The sequence below is a fragment of the Streptomyces glaucescens genome (genome assembly GCF_000761215.1).
Lineage (GTDB): Bacteria > Actinomycetota > Actinomycetes > Streptomycetales > Streptomycetaceae > Streptomyces > Streptomyces glaucescens_B.
The window spans coordinates 5,282,389-5,301,059 of the sequence record NZ_CP009438.1 but is presented as its reverse complement, the minus strand read 5'-3'; the positions used below and the strand labels follow the sequence as shown (position 1 = coordinate 5,301,059).

Sequence of the window (18,671 nt, the reverse complement as noted above, 5' to 3'; positions counted from 1 at the left end):
CCCTACCGCATCAGCACCCCCGCCGCCTCCCGCACCTCGTCCGTCGGCACCGCCAGCAGGCCCGCCTCCGCCCCGGAGGCGAGCAGCCGGTGGGCGGGGAGGATGCGGACGGTGTAGCCGAAGGGGCCGGTGCGGTCCAGGCAGAGCGGGCCCTCGTAGAGCCAGCGGCCCTCCATGTCGGGGCCGCCGGCCGGCTTGAGCGGCACGGACGAGGCGCCGGCGATGCGGTCCTCGGAGTCCACACGCCCGGACACCGCCTGCACCTCGACGTCGTCGGGCGCCAGCTCGCCGAGCCGGACCCGGACCCGCAGGGTGAGGGTGGTGCCGAGTTCGGCGGTGGCCCGGGTCGCGGAGGTCTCGACGTGATCGACCGCCACCGCGTGCCAGGCCGAGCGGACCCGGGCCTTCCACTCGGCCAGCTCCCGCGCGGAGTCCGGGTCCATCGCGCGGTGCGAGAGGGCGGCGGGGGCGTACAGCCGCTCCACGTACTCCCGGACCATCCGGCCCGCCAGCACCTTCGGGCCGAGCCGGCCGAGCGTCTGCCGGACCATCTCGATCCAGCGGTCGGGAAGCCCGTCCTGGCCGCGCTCGTAGAAGCGCGGGGTGATCCGCTGCTCCAGCAGGTCGTACAGGGCTGCCGCCTCGATGTCGTCCCGCCGGTCCGGGTCGGTGTCGTGGCCGTCCGCGGTGGGGATCGCCCAGCCGAAGTCCGGCTGGAACCACTCGTCCCACCAGCCGTCCAGCACGGAGAGGTTCAGGCAGCCGTTGAGCGCCGCCTTCATGCCGCTCGTCCCGCACGCCTCCAGCGGGCGCAGCGGGTTGTTCAGCCAGATGTCGCAGCCCGGGTAGAGCTTCTGCGCCATCGCCATGCCGTAGTCGGGGAGGAAGACGATCCGGTGCCGCACCCGCGGGTCGTCCGCGAACCGGACCAGCTCCTGGATCAGGCGCTTGCCGCCGTCGTCCGCCGGGTGCGCCTTGCCCGCCACGACGATCTGCACCGGCCGCTCGGGGTGCAGCAGCAGCTCCGTCAGCCGGTCGCGGTCGCGCAGCATCAGCGTCAGCCGCTTGTAGGAGGGGACGCGCCGGGCGAAGCCGATGGTCAGGACGTCCGGGTCCAGCACACCGTCGATCCAGCCCAGCTCCGCCGTGCCGGCGCCGCGCTGCCGCCAGGCGGTGCGCAGCCGTTCGCGCACCTCCGTCACGAGCTGCTCGCGCAGAGTCCGGCGCAGCTCCCAGATGTCCTGGTCGGGGATGTCGGCGACGGCGTCCCAGCGGTCTGAGGCGCCGGTGGTCAGGGCGTCCTCGGTGCGCTGGACGCCGATCTGCCGGGCACCCAGCCGGAACACCTCGGGGGCCACCCAGGTCGGGGCGTGCACCCCGTTGGTGACGGAGGTGATCGGCACCTCCTCGGGGTCGAACCCGGGCCACAGCCCGGCGAACATCTCCCGGCTCACCCTGCCGTGCAGCAGGGACACCCCGTTGGCGCGCTGGGCCAGGCGCAGGCCCATGACCGCCATGTTGAACAGGCCGGGCGCACCGCCGGGGTAGGTCTCCCTGCCGAGCTGGAGGACGCGGTCCACGTCGATGGCGGGCAGTTCGGCGTCGGCGCCGAAGTGCCGGGCGACCAGCTCCCGGTCGAAGCGGTCGATGCCGGCCGGGACGGGCGTGTGGGTGGTGAAGACGGTGCCGGCCCGCACCGCCTCCAGCGCCGAGTCGAACTCCAGGCCGTCCGCACAGAGTTCCGCGATCCGCTCCAGGCCGAGGAAGCCCGCGTGTCCCTCGTTGGTGTGGAACACCTCGGGCTCCGGGTGCCCGGTGAGCCGGCAGTACGTCCGCACCGCCCGCACTCCTCCTATGCCGAGCAGCATCTCCTGGAGCAGCCGGTGCTCGCTGCCGCCGCCGTACAGCCGGTCGGTCACACAGCGCTCGCCGGGTTCGTTCTCCTCGACGTCCGAGTCGAGCAGCAGCAGCGGCACCCGGCCGACCTGGGCCAGCCAGATCCGGGCGCGCAGCGACCGGCCGCCGGGCAGCGCGAGGGCGACGTGGGCGGGCGTGCCGTCGGACTCCTTCAGCAGGGCGAGGGGCAGCTCGTTGGGGTCGAGGACGGGGTAGTGCTCCTGCTGCCAGCCGTCGCGGGACAGCGTCTGGCGGAAGTAGCCGTGCCGGTAGAGCAGGCCGACGCCGATCAGCGGCGCGCCGAGGTCGCTGGCCGCCTTGAGGTGGTCCCCGGCGAGGATGCCGAGGCCGCCGGAGTACTGGGGGAGGGCGGCGGTGATGCCGAACTCGGGTGAGAAGTAGGCGACGGCGGCGGGGAGTTCCCCGGACCGCGTCTGGTACCAGCGGTCGCCGGTGACGTAGTCGTGCAGGTCGTCGGCGACCGTGGTCAGCCGGCGCAGGAACCGGCGGTCCTCGGCCAGCTCGGCGAGCCGGGCGGGCGGCACGCTGCCCAGCAGCCGCACCGGATCACCGCCCGAGGCGGCCCAGCGGTCGGGATCGACGGACTGGAATAAATCACGCGTCTCCGCGTGCCAGGACCAGCGCAGGTTGCGCGCCAGGTCGCTCAGCGGCCGGAGGGGTTCGGGGAGAACGGGACGGACGGTGAATCGACGGATCGCCTTCACGGTTCCACCTTGTCGCTGCGCTGACGGACGCGATGTGCGTTGTTTGTCCCTGTCGACGGTAGTGGCTACCCGGCCTCGGGGTGGCCAACTCGAAGGACCGTGGCGCCCGCACCTTCCCGCGCCGATATGGCCGATTCCGCCCCCACGGGCCGCCCCCGGGCCACACGCCGCACGTCGTCCACCACACGCCGCATGCCACCCGCCCCACGCGGTCCTTCCCCGGGCCGGACCGGCCGACACGCCGCTGCGCCCCCCAACTGCGGGACGGCGCGCCGCCGCGGCGCGGACCCGGGCGCGGCGCCGGGCGCCGGGCGCCGGGCGGGGTCCGGCCACGGTGCCGCGCGCCACGGCCCTTTCGGACGGCGTCCGGACCTGCGCGGGCGGCGCCGGACGAACCGCCGCCGGAGGCGGACCGGCACGGTCCGGCAAGCACGCATTTCCGGCCAGACTTCAGGGCCCCGTGAGGGCCCGGAAGGCCCCCGCCACGGGCGGTACCGGACCGTGCGGGGCACGCCGCCCGCCACCGCCACGGCGCCGCGCCGGCCCCCTCCGCGCCGGCGCCGCCCCCGCCCCGGCGGCCCCTGGCCGCGGCGCCGCCGGGGCCGCCCGCTCGGTTCCGCTCCGCTCCGCGCCTGACGTAACCGCACGTCAGCGGTGCCGCGGCACCCGGTGAGGGCGCACCTGCCGGGGCCGTCGCGGCCCGGTCGCGCGGGCGCCACGAGGGGCTCGGGGACCGGCGAGCCGTCCGGCGGAAGGCTCCGTTCACCGAACGGACTTCTCCAGGTACCGCGGGCTTGATGGCACAGTCCGGCCACCGGCCTCATCCTGCTGCCGCGGGGCCGGACTTGTGTGTAGACATACGCGTGAGTAGTTAACAAAGTGCCGGATTGCCCACCCGAATAGGGTGGGAAGGCTCCTGCGGTACACCTCACAGGCACCTCACGCAGAACCCACCTCCCCACAGCAATCCGCCCACCCACGTTGACGCGGACAGGAGCGGTGATGCCCGCCACGCACCACTCGCCAGTGACCCCGACCACCAGCAGCACCGGCTCGCCCCCGGTGCGCCCGGCCGACAGCGGTCCACCGGCCCCGGAGCCACCCTCCGCGGGTGTGGTGACCGCCGTCGGGCGCATACCGGTTCTCGACGTCCGCCCGGTCGTCCAGCACGGCCGGCGGCCCGCCAAGGCGGTGACCGGGGAGCGCTTCGAGATCTCGGCCACCGTGTTCCGCGAGGGCCATGACGCGGTAGCCGCCAATGTCGTGCTGCGCGACCCCGAGGGCCGGCCCGGCCCATGGACTCCGATGCGTGAACTGGCCCCCGGCACCGACCGCTGGGGCGCCACCGTCACCGCGGGAACGCCCGGCCACTGGACCTTCACGGTCGAGGCCTGGGCCGACCCCGTCACCACCTGGCGCCACCACGCCGGCATCAAGATCCCGGCCGGGATCGACACCGGTCTCGTACTGGAGGAGGGCGCCCGGCTGTACGAGCGGGCGGCCGACGGCATGCCCGACCGGGAGCGGGAGCCGGTGCTGGCCGCGGCCGGAGCGCTGCGGGACGAGTCCCGCACGTCCGCCGTCCGGCTGGCGGCGGCGCTGACGCCGGAGGTGGAGGAGGCTCTCGCCCGGTATCCGCTGCGGGAACTGGTCACCGCCTCGGACCCGATGCCGCTGCTGGTGGAGCGGGAGCGGGCGTTGTTCGGGTCGTGGTACGAGTTCTTCCCGCGGTCGGAGGGCACGCGGGAGGTTCCGCACGGCACGTTCCGCACGGCCGCGCGGCGGCTGCCGGCGATCGCGCGGATGGGTTTCGACGTGGTCTACCTGCCGCCGGTCCATCCCATCGGCACGACCTTCCGCAAGGGCCCGAACAACACGCTGTCCGCCGGCCCGCGGGATGTGGGGGTGCCCTGGGCGATCGGCTCGCCCGAGGGCGGCCACGACGCCGTCCACCCCGAGCTGGGCACGATCGAGGACTTCGACCGGTTCGTGGAGGAGGCCCGCGGCCACGGCCTGGAGATCGCCCTGGACTTCGCCCTGCAGTGCTCGCCGGACCACCCTTGGGTGCACAAGCACCCGGAGTGGTTCCACCACCGCCCCGACGGGTCCATCGCCCACGCGGAGAACCCGCCGAAGAAGTACCAGGACATCTACCCGATCGCCTTCGACCGGGACATGGACGGCCTGGTCGCCGAGACCGTGCGCATCCTCAGGTTCTGGATGGGCCACGGAGTGCGGATCTTCCGCGTCGACAACCCGCACACCAAGCCCGTCGTGTTCTGGGAACGGGTCATCGCCGAGGTCAACCGCACCGACCCGGACGTGATCTTCCTGGCCGAGGCGTTCACCCGCCCGGCGATGATGCACACCCTGGCCCAGATCGGCTTCCAGCAGTCGTACACGTACTTCACCTGGCGCAACACCAAGCAGGAGCTGACGGAGTACCTGACCGAGCTGTCGGGCGAGGCCGCGAGCTACATGCGGCCCAACTTCTTCGTCAACACCCCCGACATCCTGCACGCCTACCTCCAGCACGGCGGCCGCCCGGCCTTCGAGGTCCGCGCCGTCCTCGCCGCCACCCTCTCCCCCGCCTGGGGCGTCTACTCCGGCTACGAACTGTGCGAGAACACCCCGCTGCGCGAGGGCAGCGAGGAGTACCTCGACTCGGAGAAGTACCAGCTGCGGCCCCGCGACTGGGAAACCGCCGAACGCGAGGGACGCACCATCACCCCCCTCATCACCCGCCTCAACGACATCCGCCGGCGCAGTCCGGCCCTGCGGCAGCTGCGCGACCTGCACTTCCACCACGCGGACAAGGAGGAGGTGATCGCGTACTCGAAGCGGCACGGTTCGAACACGGTTCTGGTGGTCGCCAACCTCGACCCTCACCACACCCAGGAGGCCACGGTCTCGTTGGACATGCCGCAACTCGGCCTGGACTGGCACGAGTCGGTGCCGGTGCGCGACGAGCTCACCGGCGAGACCTACCACTGGGGCAGGGCCAACTACGTGCGCCTGGAACCCGGCATCCGGCCGGCGCACGTGCTCACCGTCCTGCGACCGTCCAACCCGCAGACCGGAGGGTCACCCACACCATGATCGTCAACGAGCCCGTCCCGGACACCTTCGAGGACACACCCGCCCAGGACCGTGACCCGGAGTGGTTCAAGCGTGCCGTCTTCTACGAGGTCCTCGTCCGTTCCTTCCAGGACAGCAACGGGGACGGCGTCGGCGACCTCAAGGGCCTGACCGCCAAACTCGACTACCTGCAGTGGCTCGGCGTCGACTGCCTCTGGCTGCCGCCGTTCTTCAAGTCGCCCCTGCGCGACGGCGGTTACGACGTCTCCGACTACACGGCGGTGCTGCCGGAGTTCGGCGACCTCGCCGACTTCGTGGAGTTCGTCGACGCCGCCCACCAGCGGGGCATGCGGGTCATCATCGACTTCGTCATGAACCACACCAGCGACCAGCACCCGTGGTTCCAGGAGTCCCGCAAGGACCCCGACGGCCCCTACGGCGACTACTACATGTGGGCCGACGACGACAAGCAGTACCAGGACGCCCGGATCATCTTCGTCGACACCGAGGTCTCCAACTGGACCTTCGACCCGGTGCGCAAGCAGTACTTCTTCCACCGGTTCTTCTCCCACCAGCCCGACCTCAACTACGAGAACCCGGCGGTGCAGGAGGAGATGATCTCCGCGCTGCGGTTCTGGCTCGACCTCGGCATCGACGGCTTCCGGCTGGACGCCGTGCCCTACCTGTACGCCGAGGAGGGCACCAACTGCGAGAACCTCCCGGCGACCCACGAGTTCCTGAAGCGGGTGCGCAAGGAGATCGACGCCCACTACCCGGACACGGTCCTCCTGGCGGAGGCGAACCAGTGGCCGGAGGACGTGGTCGACTACTTCGGCGACTACGCCAGCGGCGGCGACGAGTGCCACATGGCCTTCCACTTCCCGGTGATGCCCCGCATCTTCATGGCCGTGCGGCGCGAGTCCCGCTACCCGGTCTCGGAGATCCTGGCCAAGACCCCGGCCATCCCCTCCCACTGCCAGTGGGGCATCTTCCTGCGCAACCACGACGAGCTGACCCTGGAGATGGTCACCGACGAAGAGCGCGACTACATGTACGCGGAGTACGCCAAGGACCCGCGCATGCGCGCCAACATCGGCATCCGCCGCCGGCTCGCCCCCCTGCTCGACAACGACCGCAACCAGATCGAGCTGTTCACGGCCCTGCTGCTGTCGCTGCCGGGCTCGCCGATCCTCTACTACGGCGACGAGATCGGCATGGGCGACAACATCTGGCTCGGCGACCGGGACGCCGTACGCACCCCCATGCAGTGGACACCCGACCGCAACGCGGGCTTCTCCACCTGCGACCCCGGCCGCCTCTACCTGCCCACGATCATGGACCCGGTCTACGGCTACCAGGTGACCAACGTCGAGGCGTCCATGGCCTCCCCCTCCTCCCTGCTGCACTGGACCCGGCGGATGATCGAGATCCGCAAGCAGAACCCCGCCTTCGGACTCGGCTCCTACACCGAACTTCAGTCCTCCAACCCGGCGGTGCTCGCGTTCCTGCGGGAGCACGGCGACGACCTCGTGCTGTGTGTGCACAACTTCTCCCGCTTCCCGCAGCCCACCGAGCTGGACCTGCGCGAGTTCGCCGGCCGCCACCCGGTCGAGCTGATCGGCGGGGTGCGCTTCCCCGCCATCGGCGAACTGCCGTACCTGCTGACCCTGGCGGGCCACGGCTTCTACTGGTTCCGGCTCCGCAAGGACACCCTCTAGAACCCGCGGCGGGGCGGTTTCCACCGCCCCGCCCGGGGCACGCATGCCGTAACCCCCCGAACACTCCGGGCAACCCCCGACCACTTCCGGGGAAAGGACGCAGCCCATGTCGGAAGCCGTCACCCACCCCGTCCGCGCGGCCGGCCCCGGCCTCCTCGCGTCACTGGAGCCCCTGCTCAGAGAATGGCTGCCACGCCAGCGGTGGTTCGCCGGCAAGGGGCGACCGGTCACCGGGTTCTCGCTGGTGGCGGCCACCGAACTGATGCCACCGGGCGGCCGGCTCGGCCTGTACCACCTGCTGGTCCAGGTCCATCAGCCGCTCGTCCCCGTCCAGGGCGCCGTCTCGGCCCCCGGCGACTGCTACCAGCTGCTCATAGGCGCGCGCGAGGCGCTGCCGCCCCGGCTGGCGCCCGCACTGATCGGTCATGTCACCGAGGGCCCGCTCGCCGGACGCACCGTCTACGAGGCCCTGTACGACCCGCGGCCCGCCGACCTGCTCCTGGAGGCCCTGCGCAGCCAGGCCCGCATCGGCGGGCTGCGCTTCGAGCGCGACCCCGGCCAGGAGATCCGGCCCGGCCTCGTCGCCCGCGCGGTGACCGCCGAGCAGTCCAACTCGTCCGTCATATACGGCGATACGTTCATCCTGAAGCTGCTGCGCCGGATCGTGCCCGGGGTCAACCCGGACCTGGAGCTGCCCCTGGCGCTGGCCCGCGAGGCCTGCCCCCGGGTGCCCGCGCCCACCGCCTGGCTCCGCGCCGAGCTGGGCGGGGAGCCCTACGTGCTGGGCGTGCTCCAGCCGTTCGTGCAGGGTGCCGCCGACGGCTGGGAGCTGGCGCTGCGGGAGCTGGCCAAGGGCGAGGACTTCAGCGCGGAGGCGCGGGCGCTCGGGCGGGCCACCGCCGAGGTGCACACCGCGCTGGCCCGCGCCCTGCCGACCGTCACCCTCGGCCCGGCGCAGCTCCAGCCGCTGGTCGACGGCATGGTCCAACGCCTCGACGCCGCCGCCCAGGCGGTGCCCGCGCTGCGGCCGTTCGCGCCGGGGCTGCGCACCGCGTTCGAGGCGGTGGCCCAGCTCGGCGTGGAGGGCCGCATCTGGACCGCCCAGCGCATCCACGGCGACCTGCACCTCGGCCAGTGCCTGCGCTCACCGGCCGGGCAGTGGACGCTGATCGACTTCGAGGGCGAGCCGGCCAGGCCGCTGGCCGAGCGGCGGATGCCGCAGCCCGTCCTGCGGGACGTCGCCGGGATGCTGCGCTCCTTCGACTACGCCGCCCATTCCGTGCGGCCCGGGGTGCCGGGCTGGGCGGAGACCTGCCGGGCCGCGTACTGCTCCGGGTACGCGGAGGCCGGCGGGGGCGACCCGCGCCACGACCCGGTGCTGTTGCGCGCCTACGAAACGGACAAAGCGGTGTACGAAGTGGTCTACGAGGCCCGGCACCGCCCCGACTGGCTCCCGGTGCCGCTGTCGGCGATACACCGGCTGGCCTCGAACCCGTCGACCTGACCTTCCCTGATCCCTCCCAGGAGGCCCCGCCCGTGACTCCCCGCACCCCGTCCAGCGGTCCGGACCCGAAGCAGACGGCCGAGGACCGCTCCGCCCAGGACCGCTCCGCGCAGGAGACGGCGGCGAAACAGACGGTCCCGCGCCAGGCCGGCGCGAAGAAGGCGGCCGCCGCGAAGAAGGCCGCGAAGACCCCGGCCCAGAAGGCCGTGGCGAAGAAGGCGGTCGCGAAGAAGGCGGTCGCCGAGACGGCGGCGAAGAAGGCCGTCGCGAAGAAGGCCGCGGCCCGGCAGGCCGCCGCGGAGACGGCGATCGTGAAGAAGGCCGTGGCGAAGAAGGCGGCCGGCCGGCGGACCGCGGCCGGGGCGCCCGCCGCCGAGGCCGTCGCCGCGGCGGTTCCCGCACCGCCCGTCGTCCTCGACGCCGCCGACCGGGAGCGGCTGCTGTCCGGCACCCATCACGACCCGCACTCCGTGCTCGGCGCGCACGCGGTGCCCGGCGGGGTCGCCTTCCGGGCGTTCCGGCCGTACGCCCGGTCGGTCACCGTCGTCTGCGGCGAGGTGCGGGCCCGGCTGCGCGACGACGGGCAGGGCTTCTTCTCCGCGCTGCTCCCCCTCCAGGCCGTGCCCGACGGGTACCGGCTGCTGGTGGCGTACGGGGAGACGGTGGTCGAGACGGAGGACGCGTACCGCTTCCTGCCCACCCTCGGCGAACTGGACCTGCACCTGATCGGCGAGGGCCGGCACGAGGAGCTGTGGCGGGCCCTGGGCGCCGAACCGACGACCCACCAGGGGGTGACGGGCACCCGCTTCGCGGTCTGGGCGCCGAACGCCCGCGGGGTGCGGCTGGCCGGCACCTTCAACCACTGGGACGGCGCCGCGTACCCGATGCGGTCGCTGGGCGGCTCCGGGGTGTGGGAGCTGTTCGTGCCCGGGATCGGCGAGGGCGAGCTGTACAAGTTCGAGATCACCCGGCCGGACGGTTCGCGGACGCTGCGCGCGGACCCGATGGCCCGCCGCACCGAGACCCCGCCGAACACCTCGTCGGTCGTCCACGCCTCGCACCACGAGTGGGGCGACGCGGAGTGGCTGGCCCGCCGTGCGGAGCGGCCCGCGCACGAGGCGCCGTTCTCGGTCTACGAGGTGCACCTGCCGTCCTGGCGGCCCGGACTGACCTACCGCGAGCTGGCGGAACAGCTCCCGGCCTACGTGAAGGACCTCGGTTTCACCCATGTGGAGCTGATGCCGGTCGCCGAGCACCCCTTCGGCGGCTCGTGGGGCTACCAGGTCACCGGGTTCTACGCGCCCACCGCCCGGCTCGGCACCCCCGACGACTTCAAGTACCTGGTCGACAGGCTGCACCAGGCCGGCATCGGCGTCCTCATGGACTGGGTGCCGGCGCACTTCCCGCGCGACGACTGGGCGCTGGCCGAGTTCGACGGCCGGCCCCTGTACGAGCCGGCGGACCCACGGCGGGCCGCCCACCCGGACTGGGGCACCCTGGAGTTCGACTTCGGGCGGCGCGAGGTGCGCAACTTCCTGGTCGCCAACGCCGTGTACTGGTGCGAGGAGTTCCACATCGACGGGCTGCGGGTGGACGCGGTCGCCTCGATGCTCTACCTCGACTACTCCCGCGAGCCGGGCCAGTGGGTGCCGAACGAGCACGGCGGCCGGGAGAACCTGGACGCCGTGGCGTTCCTGCAGGAGATGAACGCGACGGTCTACCGGCGGGTGCCGGGCGTGGTGACCATCGCCGAGGAGTCGACGGCCTGGGACGGCGTCACCCGGGCCACCCACCACAAGGGCCCGAGCGGCTTCGGCGGGCTGGGCTTCGGGCTGAAGTGGAACATGGGCTGGATGCACGACTCGCTCCGGTACATGACCAAGGAGCCGGTGCACCGCAAGTACCACCACCACGACATGACGTTCTCGATGGTCTACGCGTACAGCGAGAACTACGTCCTGCCCATCTCGCACGACGAGGTGGTGCACGGCAAGCGGTCGCTGGTGTCGAAGATGCCGGGCGACTGGTGGCAGCAGCGCGCCAACCACCGCGCCTACCTCGGCTTCATGTGGGCCCACCCGGGCAAGCAACTGCTGTTCATGGGCCAGGAGTTCGCCCAGGGTGCCGAGTGGTCGGAGGCGCACGGCCCGGACTGGTGGCTCCTCGACCCGGCGTACGGCGCCGCGGCCGACCACCGCGGGGTCCGCGACCTGGTCCGGGACCTCAACGCCGTCTACCGGGCCACTCCGGCCCTGTGGGAGCGCGACATCCACCCGGACGGCTTCCAGTGGATCGTGGGGGACGCCGCCGAGGACAACGTGCTGGCGTTCCTGCGCCTGGACGCGGAGGGCGCTCCGCTGCTGTCGGTCAGCAACTTCTCACCGGTCGTGCGCCACGACTACCGCCTCGGCGTCCCCGACGACATCCCCGCCTGGCACGAGGTGGTCAACACCGACGCCGCCCGCTACGGCGGCAGCGACGTCACCCGTCCCGACCCCGTCAAGCCGGAGGCCCAGGGCTGGCACGGCCGTCCCGCGAGCATCCGGCTGACGCTGCCCCCGCTGGCTACGGTGTGGCTGCGGCCTGCCTGAGCCCGTCCGGGAGCTCCCCGGTGTGCAGGATGCCGAGGCGCTGGGTGGCGCGGGTGAGGGCGACGTAGAGGTCGCTGGTGCCGTACCGGGCGGGTTCGACGACCAGGACGGAGTCGAACTCCAGGCCCTTGGCCTGGCGCGGGTCGAGCAGGACGACGGTCCGCGTCAGGTCGGGTTCGGCGCCGGCCGTCACCCCGTCCAGGCGGGCGGCCAGGCTCCGGTGCAGGTCGCGCGGGGCGATGACGGCGAGCCGGCCCTCCGCCGGGGTGAGTTCGGCGACGGCCCGCCCGACCGCGCCGGGCAGGTCGTCGGTGGCCCGCACCCAGGGCCGTACGCCCGTCGACCGCACCGAACTCGGCGGTGCGAAGTCCGGGTTCCCGGCGCGGACGACGGCGGCCGCCAGGTCCATGATCTCGGCGGGGGTGCGGTAGTTGACGCCGAGCCTGGTGTGCTCCCAGCGGTCCTCGACGTACGGCTGGAGGATCTTCTCCCAGGAGCCGACACCGGCCGCCTCCGCGGTCTGCGCCGGGTCGCCGACCAGCGTCATCGAGCGGGTCGGGCTGCGCCGCATCAGCAGCCGCCACGCCATCGGCGACAGCTCCTGCGCCTCGTCGACGATGATGTGGCCGAACGCCCAGGTCCGGTCGGCGGCGGCGCGCTCGGCGGCGCTGCGGTGGTCGTCCTCCTCGTGCCGCTCGGCGAACCGCTCGGCGTCGATGATGTCGTGCGCGGACAGCACCTCGGAGGCCTCCGGGTCGTCCTCCTCCTTGTCCTCGAACTCGTACGTCCGCGAGGCGAACGACACGTCGAGTACGCCCTGCGCGTACGCGATCTGCGTCTCGCGCTCCCGCTCGGCGCGCGCCCGCGCGGCCCGGTCGTCCTCGCCCAGCAGCTCCGCCGCCTCGTCCAGCAGCGGCACGTCCGCGACCGTCCAGGCCCGGGTGACCGGGCGGCGGATCGCGGCGGCGTCCTCGTCGGGGAGGTATCCCTCGGGGCCGGCGAGGAAGTCGGCGACCAGCCGCTGCGGGGTGAGCACCGGCCACAGCCGGTCGATCGCGGACCACACCTCGGGGTTCTCGGCGAGGTCGTCGCGGATCTGGGTGATGTCGGCGGGGTCCAGCAGGCTGGAGCCGTCGTAGGGGTCCGTGCCGATGCGCTCGGCGTACAGCTCGGTGAGGGTGTTGAGGATGTGCCCCTCGAAGTGCTCGCGGGCCGCGTTGTGCGGCAGCCTGGTGGCCCGGGTGCGCTCCCGGGCCACGCTGACCAGTCCGTCGTCCAGCATCAGGACCTCGCGGTCGTGTTCGATCGCGATGACCGGGTCGGGCAGTGCCTGCCGGTCGCGTACGACGGCGGCGAGCACGTCGGCCATCTCGGCGCGGCCCTTGACCGCGGCGGCCTCCGGGGAGTCGGTGGCCGTGGCCCTCACCCCCGGGTACAGCTCGCCCACGGTCGCCAGCAGCACACCGGTCTCGCCGAGGGAGGGCAGCACCTCGCCGATGTAGCCGAGAAAGGCCGGGTTGGGGCCGACGATCAGCACGGCGCGCTTGGCGAGCAGCTCCCGGTGCTCGTAGAGGAGGTAGGCGGCGCGGTGCAGGGCGACGGCCGTCTTGCCGGTGCCCGGGCCGCCCTCCACCACGAGCACTCCGCGGTGCGGGGCCCGGATGATCTCGTCCTGCTCGGCCTGGATGGTCTGCACGATGTCGGTCATCCGGCCGGTGCGCGCGGAGTTCAGCGCGGCGAGCAGCACGGCGTCGCCACTGGGGTCCTCGTGGCCGGTCCGTTCCCGGTCGCCGACGTCGAGGAACTCGTCGTGCAGGGCGGTGACCGTCCGTCCCTCGGTGGAGATGTGCCGGCGGCGGCGCAGGCCCATCGGGGTGTGGCCGGTGGCCAGGTAGAAGGGCCGGGCGACGTCCGCGCGCCAGTCGATGAGGATCGGTGTGCGCTCGGCGTCGTCGGCCCGCAGCCCGATCCGGCCGATGTGGTGGCGTACGCCGGAGGCCAGGTCGATGCGGCCGAAGCAGAGGGAGCCGTCCACCGCGTTCAGCGCGGCGAGCAGCCCGGACCGCTCGGCGACCAGGATGTCCCGCTCCAGCCGGGCCTGCATCGGCTTGTCGCCCTGGGAGAGAGCGTCCGTCACGGAGGACTCGGCCTCGCCGCGGAGGATGTCGACGCGCGCGTAGAGCTCGTCGATGAATTCCTGCTCCTGACGCATTTCGACGTCTGGAAAATCGGAGTTTGACAATTCCGCTCCCGCCCGGATATACTGTGCTCACTGAACTTCTCCGCGACCTCGTTATGCGAAGTCGCGAACCATTGAATATACGCAGAGAAATCCCCCGGGCGCAATTGCCCGGGGGATTTCTCTTTTTGTGGCGCGGTGGGCGGCGGGTCCCGCCCGCCCGGCTCAGAGCACTTCGGAGATCTCCTCCAGCAGCCGCCGCTTCGGCCGCGCCCCCACCATCGACTTCACCGGCTCGCCGTCCCGGAAGACCATGAAGGTCGGCATGGACAGCACCTTGTACGCGTTGGTGGTGTCCGGGTTGGTGTCCACGTCCAGCTGCACCACCTTCAGCCGGTCCGCCTCCTGCGCGGCCACCGCGCTGAGCACCGGCCCCATCTGCCGGCACGGCGGGCACCAGTCGGCGGTGAACTCCACCAGCACCGGCAGCTCCGCCCCGATCACCTCGGTGGCGAAGTCCGCGTCCGTCACCTCGGCCACTCCAGCCGCTCTGATCACAGCCCCTGCCCTCCCAGTTCGCACATCGGATCCTCGGCCAGCGCCAGCCGCACGCCGATCTTCGCCCGCACCGCCTGCAACTCGCCGATCAGCGCGTCCAGCTCGTCCAGCTTGCGCCGGTAGACCGCGAGCGAGGCCGGGCACACGTCGCCCTCCGGATGCCCGGCCCGCAGGCACTCCACGAACGGCCGCGTCTCCTCCAGGTCGAACCCGAAGTCCTGCAACGTCCTGATCTGCCGGAGCAGCGTCAGATCGGACTCGTCGTACGTCCGGTGCCCGTTGCCGTCGCGCCGCGCGGGCAGCAGCCCCCGCGTCTCGTAGTACCGCAGCGTCCGCGTCGTGGTCCCGGCCCGTGCGGCCAGCTCGCCGATTCGCATGGACAGGACCGTAAGCCTTGACGCCGAGGTCAAGGCAAGCGCCCGGAAAAGGGGCGCGCGGGGGACCGCCCGCCGGGCCACGGCGTACCCGCGGCCGCGCGACGAGCGGTCCCCCGCCACCACGAGGGCCCTACACCTTGGCCGGCTCCACCCGCCGCTCAGGTGCCTCCTCCGGCGCGGCGGAACCGTGGTCGTCCAGCAGCGTCCTCTCGTCGAACGGCGCCCGCCCGGCCAGGACCTCGGCGACCCGCGCCTTGTCGATCTCCTTGGTCCAGGTCCCGATCAGCACGGTGGCGACGGCGTTGCCGGCGAAGTTCGTCAGCGCCCGCGCCTCGCTCATGAACCGGTCGATGCCGACGATCAGCCCGATGCCGTCGACGAGGGCCGGCTTGTGCGACTGGAGACCGCCCGCGAGGGTGGCGAGACCCGCGCCGGTGACGCCCGCCGCGCCCTTGGAGGCGACCAGCAGGAACAGCAGCAGGGGGATCTGCTCGCCGACCGACATCGGCGTGCCCATGGCGTCGGCGATGAACAGCGACGCCATGGTCATGTAGATCATGGTGCCGTCGAGGTTGAAGGAGTAGCCGGTCGGGACGGTGATCCCGACGACCGGCTTGCTGACGCCCAGGTGCTCCATCTTCGCGATGAGCCGCGGCAGCGCGGACTCGGAGGACGAGGTGGACAGGATCAGCAGGAACTCGCGGCCCAGGTACTTGAGGAACGTGATGATGTTCAGACCGGACACGACCCGCAGCAGCGTGCCGAGGACCAGGAAGACGAAGAGGAAGCAGGTCACGTAGAAGCCGAGCATCAGCACGGCGAGGCTCTTCAGCGCGTCCAGGCCCGCCGAGCCGGTGACGGCGGCGATGGCACCGAAGGCGCCGATCGGCGCGGCCCACATCACCATCGCGAGGATGCGGAAGACCAGCCGCTGGATGTGCTCGATGCCGCGCAGGACCGGTGCCCCGGCCGGCCCCATGGCCTGCAGGGCGAACCCGGCGAGCAGCGCGACGAGCAGCGTCTGCAGCACCTCGCCCTGGGTGAACGCGGAGACGATCGTGGTGGGGATGATGCCGAGCAGGAACTCGGTGGTGTCCTTCGCCTCGCCGTCGATCTGCGCGTGTCCGGCGTCCTTCACCGCGTCGGTGACGGCGAGCCCCGTACCGGGCTCCAGGATGTTGCCGACGACCAGGCCGATGGCCAGCGCGACCAGTGACATCGCCAGGAAGTAGACCAGGGCGATACCGCCCACGGCACCGACCTTCGCGGCTTTGCGCACCGACCCGATACCGAGCACGATCGTGCAGAAGATGATCGGCGAGATCATCATCTTGATCAGGTTCACGAAGCCGGTGCCGATCGGCTTCAGCTCGACCGCGAAGTCCGGGGCGGCCAGGCCCACGGCGATACCGAGGGCCACCGCGATGATCACCGCGATGTAGAGATAGTGGGTGCGGTCCCGCTTCGCGGCAGGCGCGGGGGCTGCGGCAGGTGCCGTTTCGGGTGTGCTGGTCACGGCTGCCCTCCTTGACGACGTCGTCGGCATCACCGGCGTGCGGCTCACGTCCGGGGGAAACATGCGGTCGGTCCCCGGAACGGATCCGGGGACCGGCCGGGGAATGCCGTGACTATCTCCCGCCCTGTGAGGGCGGTCACCCTTCCGTTCATTTAGTTCACGCTCGGGCGCGGAGGCAGACTGAGCGCATGCGCATCCCGTCCCTGTCCCGGCCCCGCAGCCTGGCCGGCCAGCTCTTCGCCATGCAGGCCGTGCTGATCGCCGTGGTCGTGGCCGGGTACGCGTTCTTCACCTACGTCAGCGACCGCCGGCAGGCCGAGGAGGCGGCGGGCCGCCAGGCCGCGGCGGTGGCCCGCGCGGTCGCCGACTCCCCGTCCGTCCGGGACGCGATCCGCACCCCCGACCCGACGGCCGCGCTCCAGCCGTACGCGCTGCGGGTCATGCGCGACACCGGGGTCGACTTCGTCACGATCATGGACCCCGGGGGCATCCGCTGGACCCACCCCAACGCGCACGAGATAGGGCAGCGCTTCCTCGGGCACACCGAGCGTGCGCTGCGGGGCGAGACCTTCACCGAGACCTACACCGGCACCCTCGGTCCTTCGGTGCGCGCGGTCACCCCCGTGGCCGGCGCGGAGGGCCGGATCGTCGGCCTGGTCAGCGCCGGCATCCGGGTGGAGGCGATCAGCGAGCGGGTGCGGGGCCAGCTCACCGCGCTGCTCGGCGTCGCGGCGGGCGCGCTGGCCCTGGGCGCGATCGGCACCTACGTCATCAACGCCCGCCTGCGCCGCCACACCCACGGCATGAACGCGGCCGAGCTGAGCCGGATGCACGACTACCACCAGGCCGCGCTGCACGCCGTACGCGAGGGCCTGCTCATGCTGGACGGGCAGTTCCGGGTGGCCCTGATCAACGACGGCGGCCGGGAGCTGCTCGGCGCGTCGGGGGACGTGGTCGGCCGCTCGGTGGCGGACCTGGGACTGCCCGCGCCGCTGACCGGGGCGCTGCTGGCGTCGGAGCCGCGCGTCGACGAGGTGCACCTGACCAACGACCGGGTCCTGGTGGTGAACACCTCCCCGGTCTCCGGCGGCGAGCGCCGCGGCACGGTGGTGACGCTGCGGGACGTCACCGAGCTCCAGTCCCTGATGGGCGAGCTGGACTCCGAGCGCGGCTTCACCCAGGCCCTGCGCTCACAGGCGCACGAGGCCGCCAACCGGCTGCACACCGTCGTCTCCCTGATCGAGCTGGGGCGCTCGCGGGAGGCCGTGGAGTTCGCGACCGCCGAGCTGGAACTGGCGCAGGCGCTGACCGACCAAGTGGTGGCGGCGGTGAGCGAGCCGGTGCTGGCCGCGCTGCTGCTGGGGAAGACGGCGCAGGCCAACGAGCGGGGCGTGGAGCTGGAGGTGTCCCAGGACAGCCGCCTGGACGACGGGGTGCTGCCGGCGGACTTGCCGTCGCGCGAGCTGGTCACCATCCTCGGCAACCTGATCGACAACGCGGTGGACGCGGCCCAGGGCGGTGTGCCGGCGCGGGTCACGGTCGCGGCGTACACGGAGGGCGGTGAACTGGTGCTGCGGGTGTCGGACACCGGCCCGGGCGTGGACCCGGCCCAGGAGGACCTGGTGTTCCAGCGCGGCTTCTCGACCAAGCCGGCGGCCGCCGGGCCCGGCGGCCGGGGCCTCGGCCTCGCCCTGGTCCGCCAGGCGGTGCACCGGCAGGACGGAAGCCTGACGGTGACGCAGGCGCCGGCCGGCGGGGCGCAGTTCGAGGTGCGGCTGCCGCTGCGCCCGGCGCCGGTGCCCGGGGGTGCGGCGTGACGCGCGCGAGACCCGAGCAGCCGATCCGCGTCCTGATCGTGGAGGACGACCCCGTCGCCGCGGACGCGCACGTGATGTACGTCGGCCGGGTCCCCGGCTTCGTCGCCGTCGGCACCGCCCGCACCGGCGCGCAGGCGCGGCGCGCCCTGGAGCGCACGCCGGTGGACCTGCTGCTGCTGGACCTGCACCTGCCGGATGTGCACGGCCTGCAGCTGGCCCGCTCCCTGCGGGCCGCCGGGTACCACGCGGACGTGATCGCGGTGACCTCGGCGCGGGACCTGGCGGTGGTGCGGGAGGGCGTCTCGCTGGGAGTGGTCCAGTACGTGCTGAAGCCGTTCACGTTCGCGACCCTGCGGGACCGGCTGGTGCGGTACGCGGAGTTCCGGGCCGCGGCCGGGGAGGCGAGCGGGCAGGACGAGGTGGACCGCGCGCTGGCGGCACTGCGGGCACCGGGCCCCGCCGCGCTGCCGAAGGGGCTGAGCGCGCCCACGCTGGAACGGGTGACGGCCGCTCTGCGCGAGGCGGAGGAAGGCCTCACGGCCGCGGGAGTGGCCGAGACCGTGGGCATCTCCCGGATCACGGCCCGCCGGTACCTCGAGCACCTGGTGGACGCGGGCCGGGCCGGCCGGAGCCCGCTGTACGGGCAGGTGGGGAGGCCGGAGCTGGTGTACCGGTGGGGGCGGGAGGCCCGGTGAGGGCGGTGCCGGACGCG

11 protein-coding genes are annotated in these 18,671 nt (G+C 72.7%); 6 read left to right on the top strand and 5 right to left on the bottom strand.

Annotated elements, in window-relative coordinates:
- Positions 1-2 precede the first annotated feature (2 nt).
- The gene (locus tag SGLAU_RS23080) at positions 3-2,621 is read right to left on the bottom strand and encodes a glycosyltransferase family 1 protein (protein ID WP_043504230.1); all 2,619 of its coding nucleotides are present in this window, start codon (positions 2,619-2,621) and stop codon (positions 3-5) included.
- A gap of 1,002 nt (positions 2,622-3,623) precedes the next feature.
- On the opposite strand from SGLAU_RS23080, the gene SGLAU_RS23075 reads away from it, so the two are divergent.
- From SGLAU_RS23075 to glgB, 4 genes are all read left to right on the top strand, one after another.
- Positions 3,624-5,720, top strand: coding sequence for an alpha-1,4-glucan--maltose-1-phosphate maltosyltransferase (locus SGLAU_RS23075; protein WP_043504228.1), 2,097 nt, complete (start codon positions 3,624-3,626; stop codon positions 5,718-5,720).
- Positions 5,717-7,417 carry a maltose alpha-D-glucosyltransferase gene (treS, locus tag SGLAU_RS23070; protein WP_043504227.1) on the top strand — a complete coding sequence of 567 codons (1,701 nt, stop codon included), beginning with the start codon at positions 5,717-5,719 and terminating at the stop codon, positions 7,415-7,417. The genes SGLAU_RS23075 and treS overlap by 4 nt, the downstream gene beginning before the upstream one ends.
- A gap of 106 nt (positions 7,418-7,523) precedes the next feature.
- Positions 7,524-8,921, top strand: coding sequence for a maltokinase N-terminal cap-like domain-containing protein (locus tag SGLAU_RS23065; protein WP_043504225.1), 1,398 nt, complete (start codon positions 7,524-7,526; stop codon positions 8,919-8,921).
- Positions 8,922-8,953: 32 nt separating this feature from the next.
- Positions 8,954-11,512 carry a 1,4-alpha-glucan branching enzyme gene (glgB, locus tag SGLAU_RS23060; RefSeq protein WP_078957848.1) on the top strand — a complete coding sequence of 853 codons (2,559 nt, stop codon included), beginning with the start codon at positions 8,954-8,956 and terminating at the stop codon, positions 11,510-11,512.
- On the opposite strand, the gene SGLAU_RS23055 is transcribed toward glgB, so the two are convergent.
- The 4 genes from SGLAU_RS23055 to SGLAU_RS23040 all read right to left on the bottom strand — a co-directional run bounded on the left by SGLAU_RS23055 (position 11,487) and on the right by SGLAU_RS23040 (position 16,172).
- Positions 11,487-13,724, bottom strand: coding sequence for a HelD family protein (locus SGLAU_RS23055; protein WP_052413860.1), 2,238 nt, complete (start codon positions 13,722-13,724; stop codon positions 11,487-11,489). The two genes, glgB and SGLAU_RS23055, sit on opposite strands and share 26 nt — an antisense overlap.
- Before the next feature lie 192 nt (positions 13,725-13,916).
- Entirely contained in the window at positions 13,917-14,249 is a 333-nt protein-coding gene (trxA, locus tag SGLAU_RS23050) for a thioredoxin (protein ID WP_078957846.1), read from the bottom strand.
- Positions 14,246-14,626: a MerR family transcriptional regulator gene (locus SGLAU_RS23045; protein ID WP_043504223.1), complete on the bottom strand. Its 381-nt coding sequence runs from the start codon at positions 14,624-14,626 to the stop codon at positions 14,246-14,248. The genes trxA and SGLAU_RS23045 overlap by 4 nt, the downstream gene beginning before the upstream one ends.
- A 130-nt stretch (positions 14,627-14,756) precedes the next feature.
- Positions 14,757-16,172: a cation:dicarboxylate symporter family transporter gene (locus tag SGLAU_RS23040; protein WP_412556272.1), complete on the bottom strand. Its 1,416-nt coding sequence runs from the start codon at positions 16,170-16,172 to the stop codon at positions 14,757-14,759.
- A 158-nt stretch (positions 16,173-16,330) separates the two neighbouring features.
- On the opposite strand from SGLAU_RS23040, the gene SGLAU_RS23035 reads away from it, so the two are divergent.
- Together SGLAU_RS23035 and SGLAU_RS23030 are read left to right on the top strand one after the other, a co-directional pair.
- Positions 16,331-17,959 carry a sensor histidine kinase gene (locus tag SGLAU_RS23035; RefSeq protein WP_043504220.1) on the top strand — a complete coding sequence of 543 codons (1,629 nt, stop codon included), beginning with the start codon at positions 16,331-16,333 and terminating at the stop codon, positions 17,957-17,959.
- Positions 17,960-18,033: 74 nt separating this feature from the next.
- Complete coding sequence (locus SGLAU_RS23030; protein ID WP_412556271.1) at positions 18,034-18,654, top strand: response regulator; 621 nt, start codon at positions 18,034-18,036, stop codon at positions 18,652-18,654.
- Positions 18,655-18,671 lie beyond the last annotated feature (17 nt).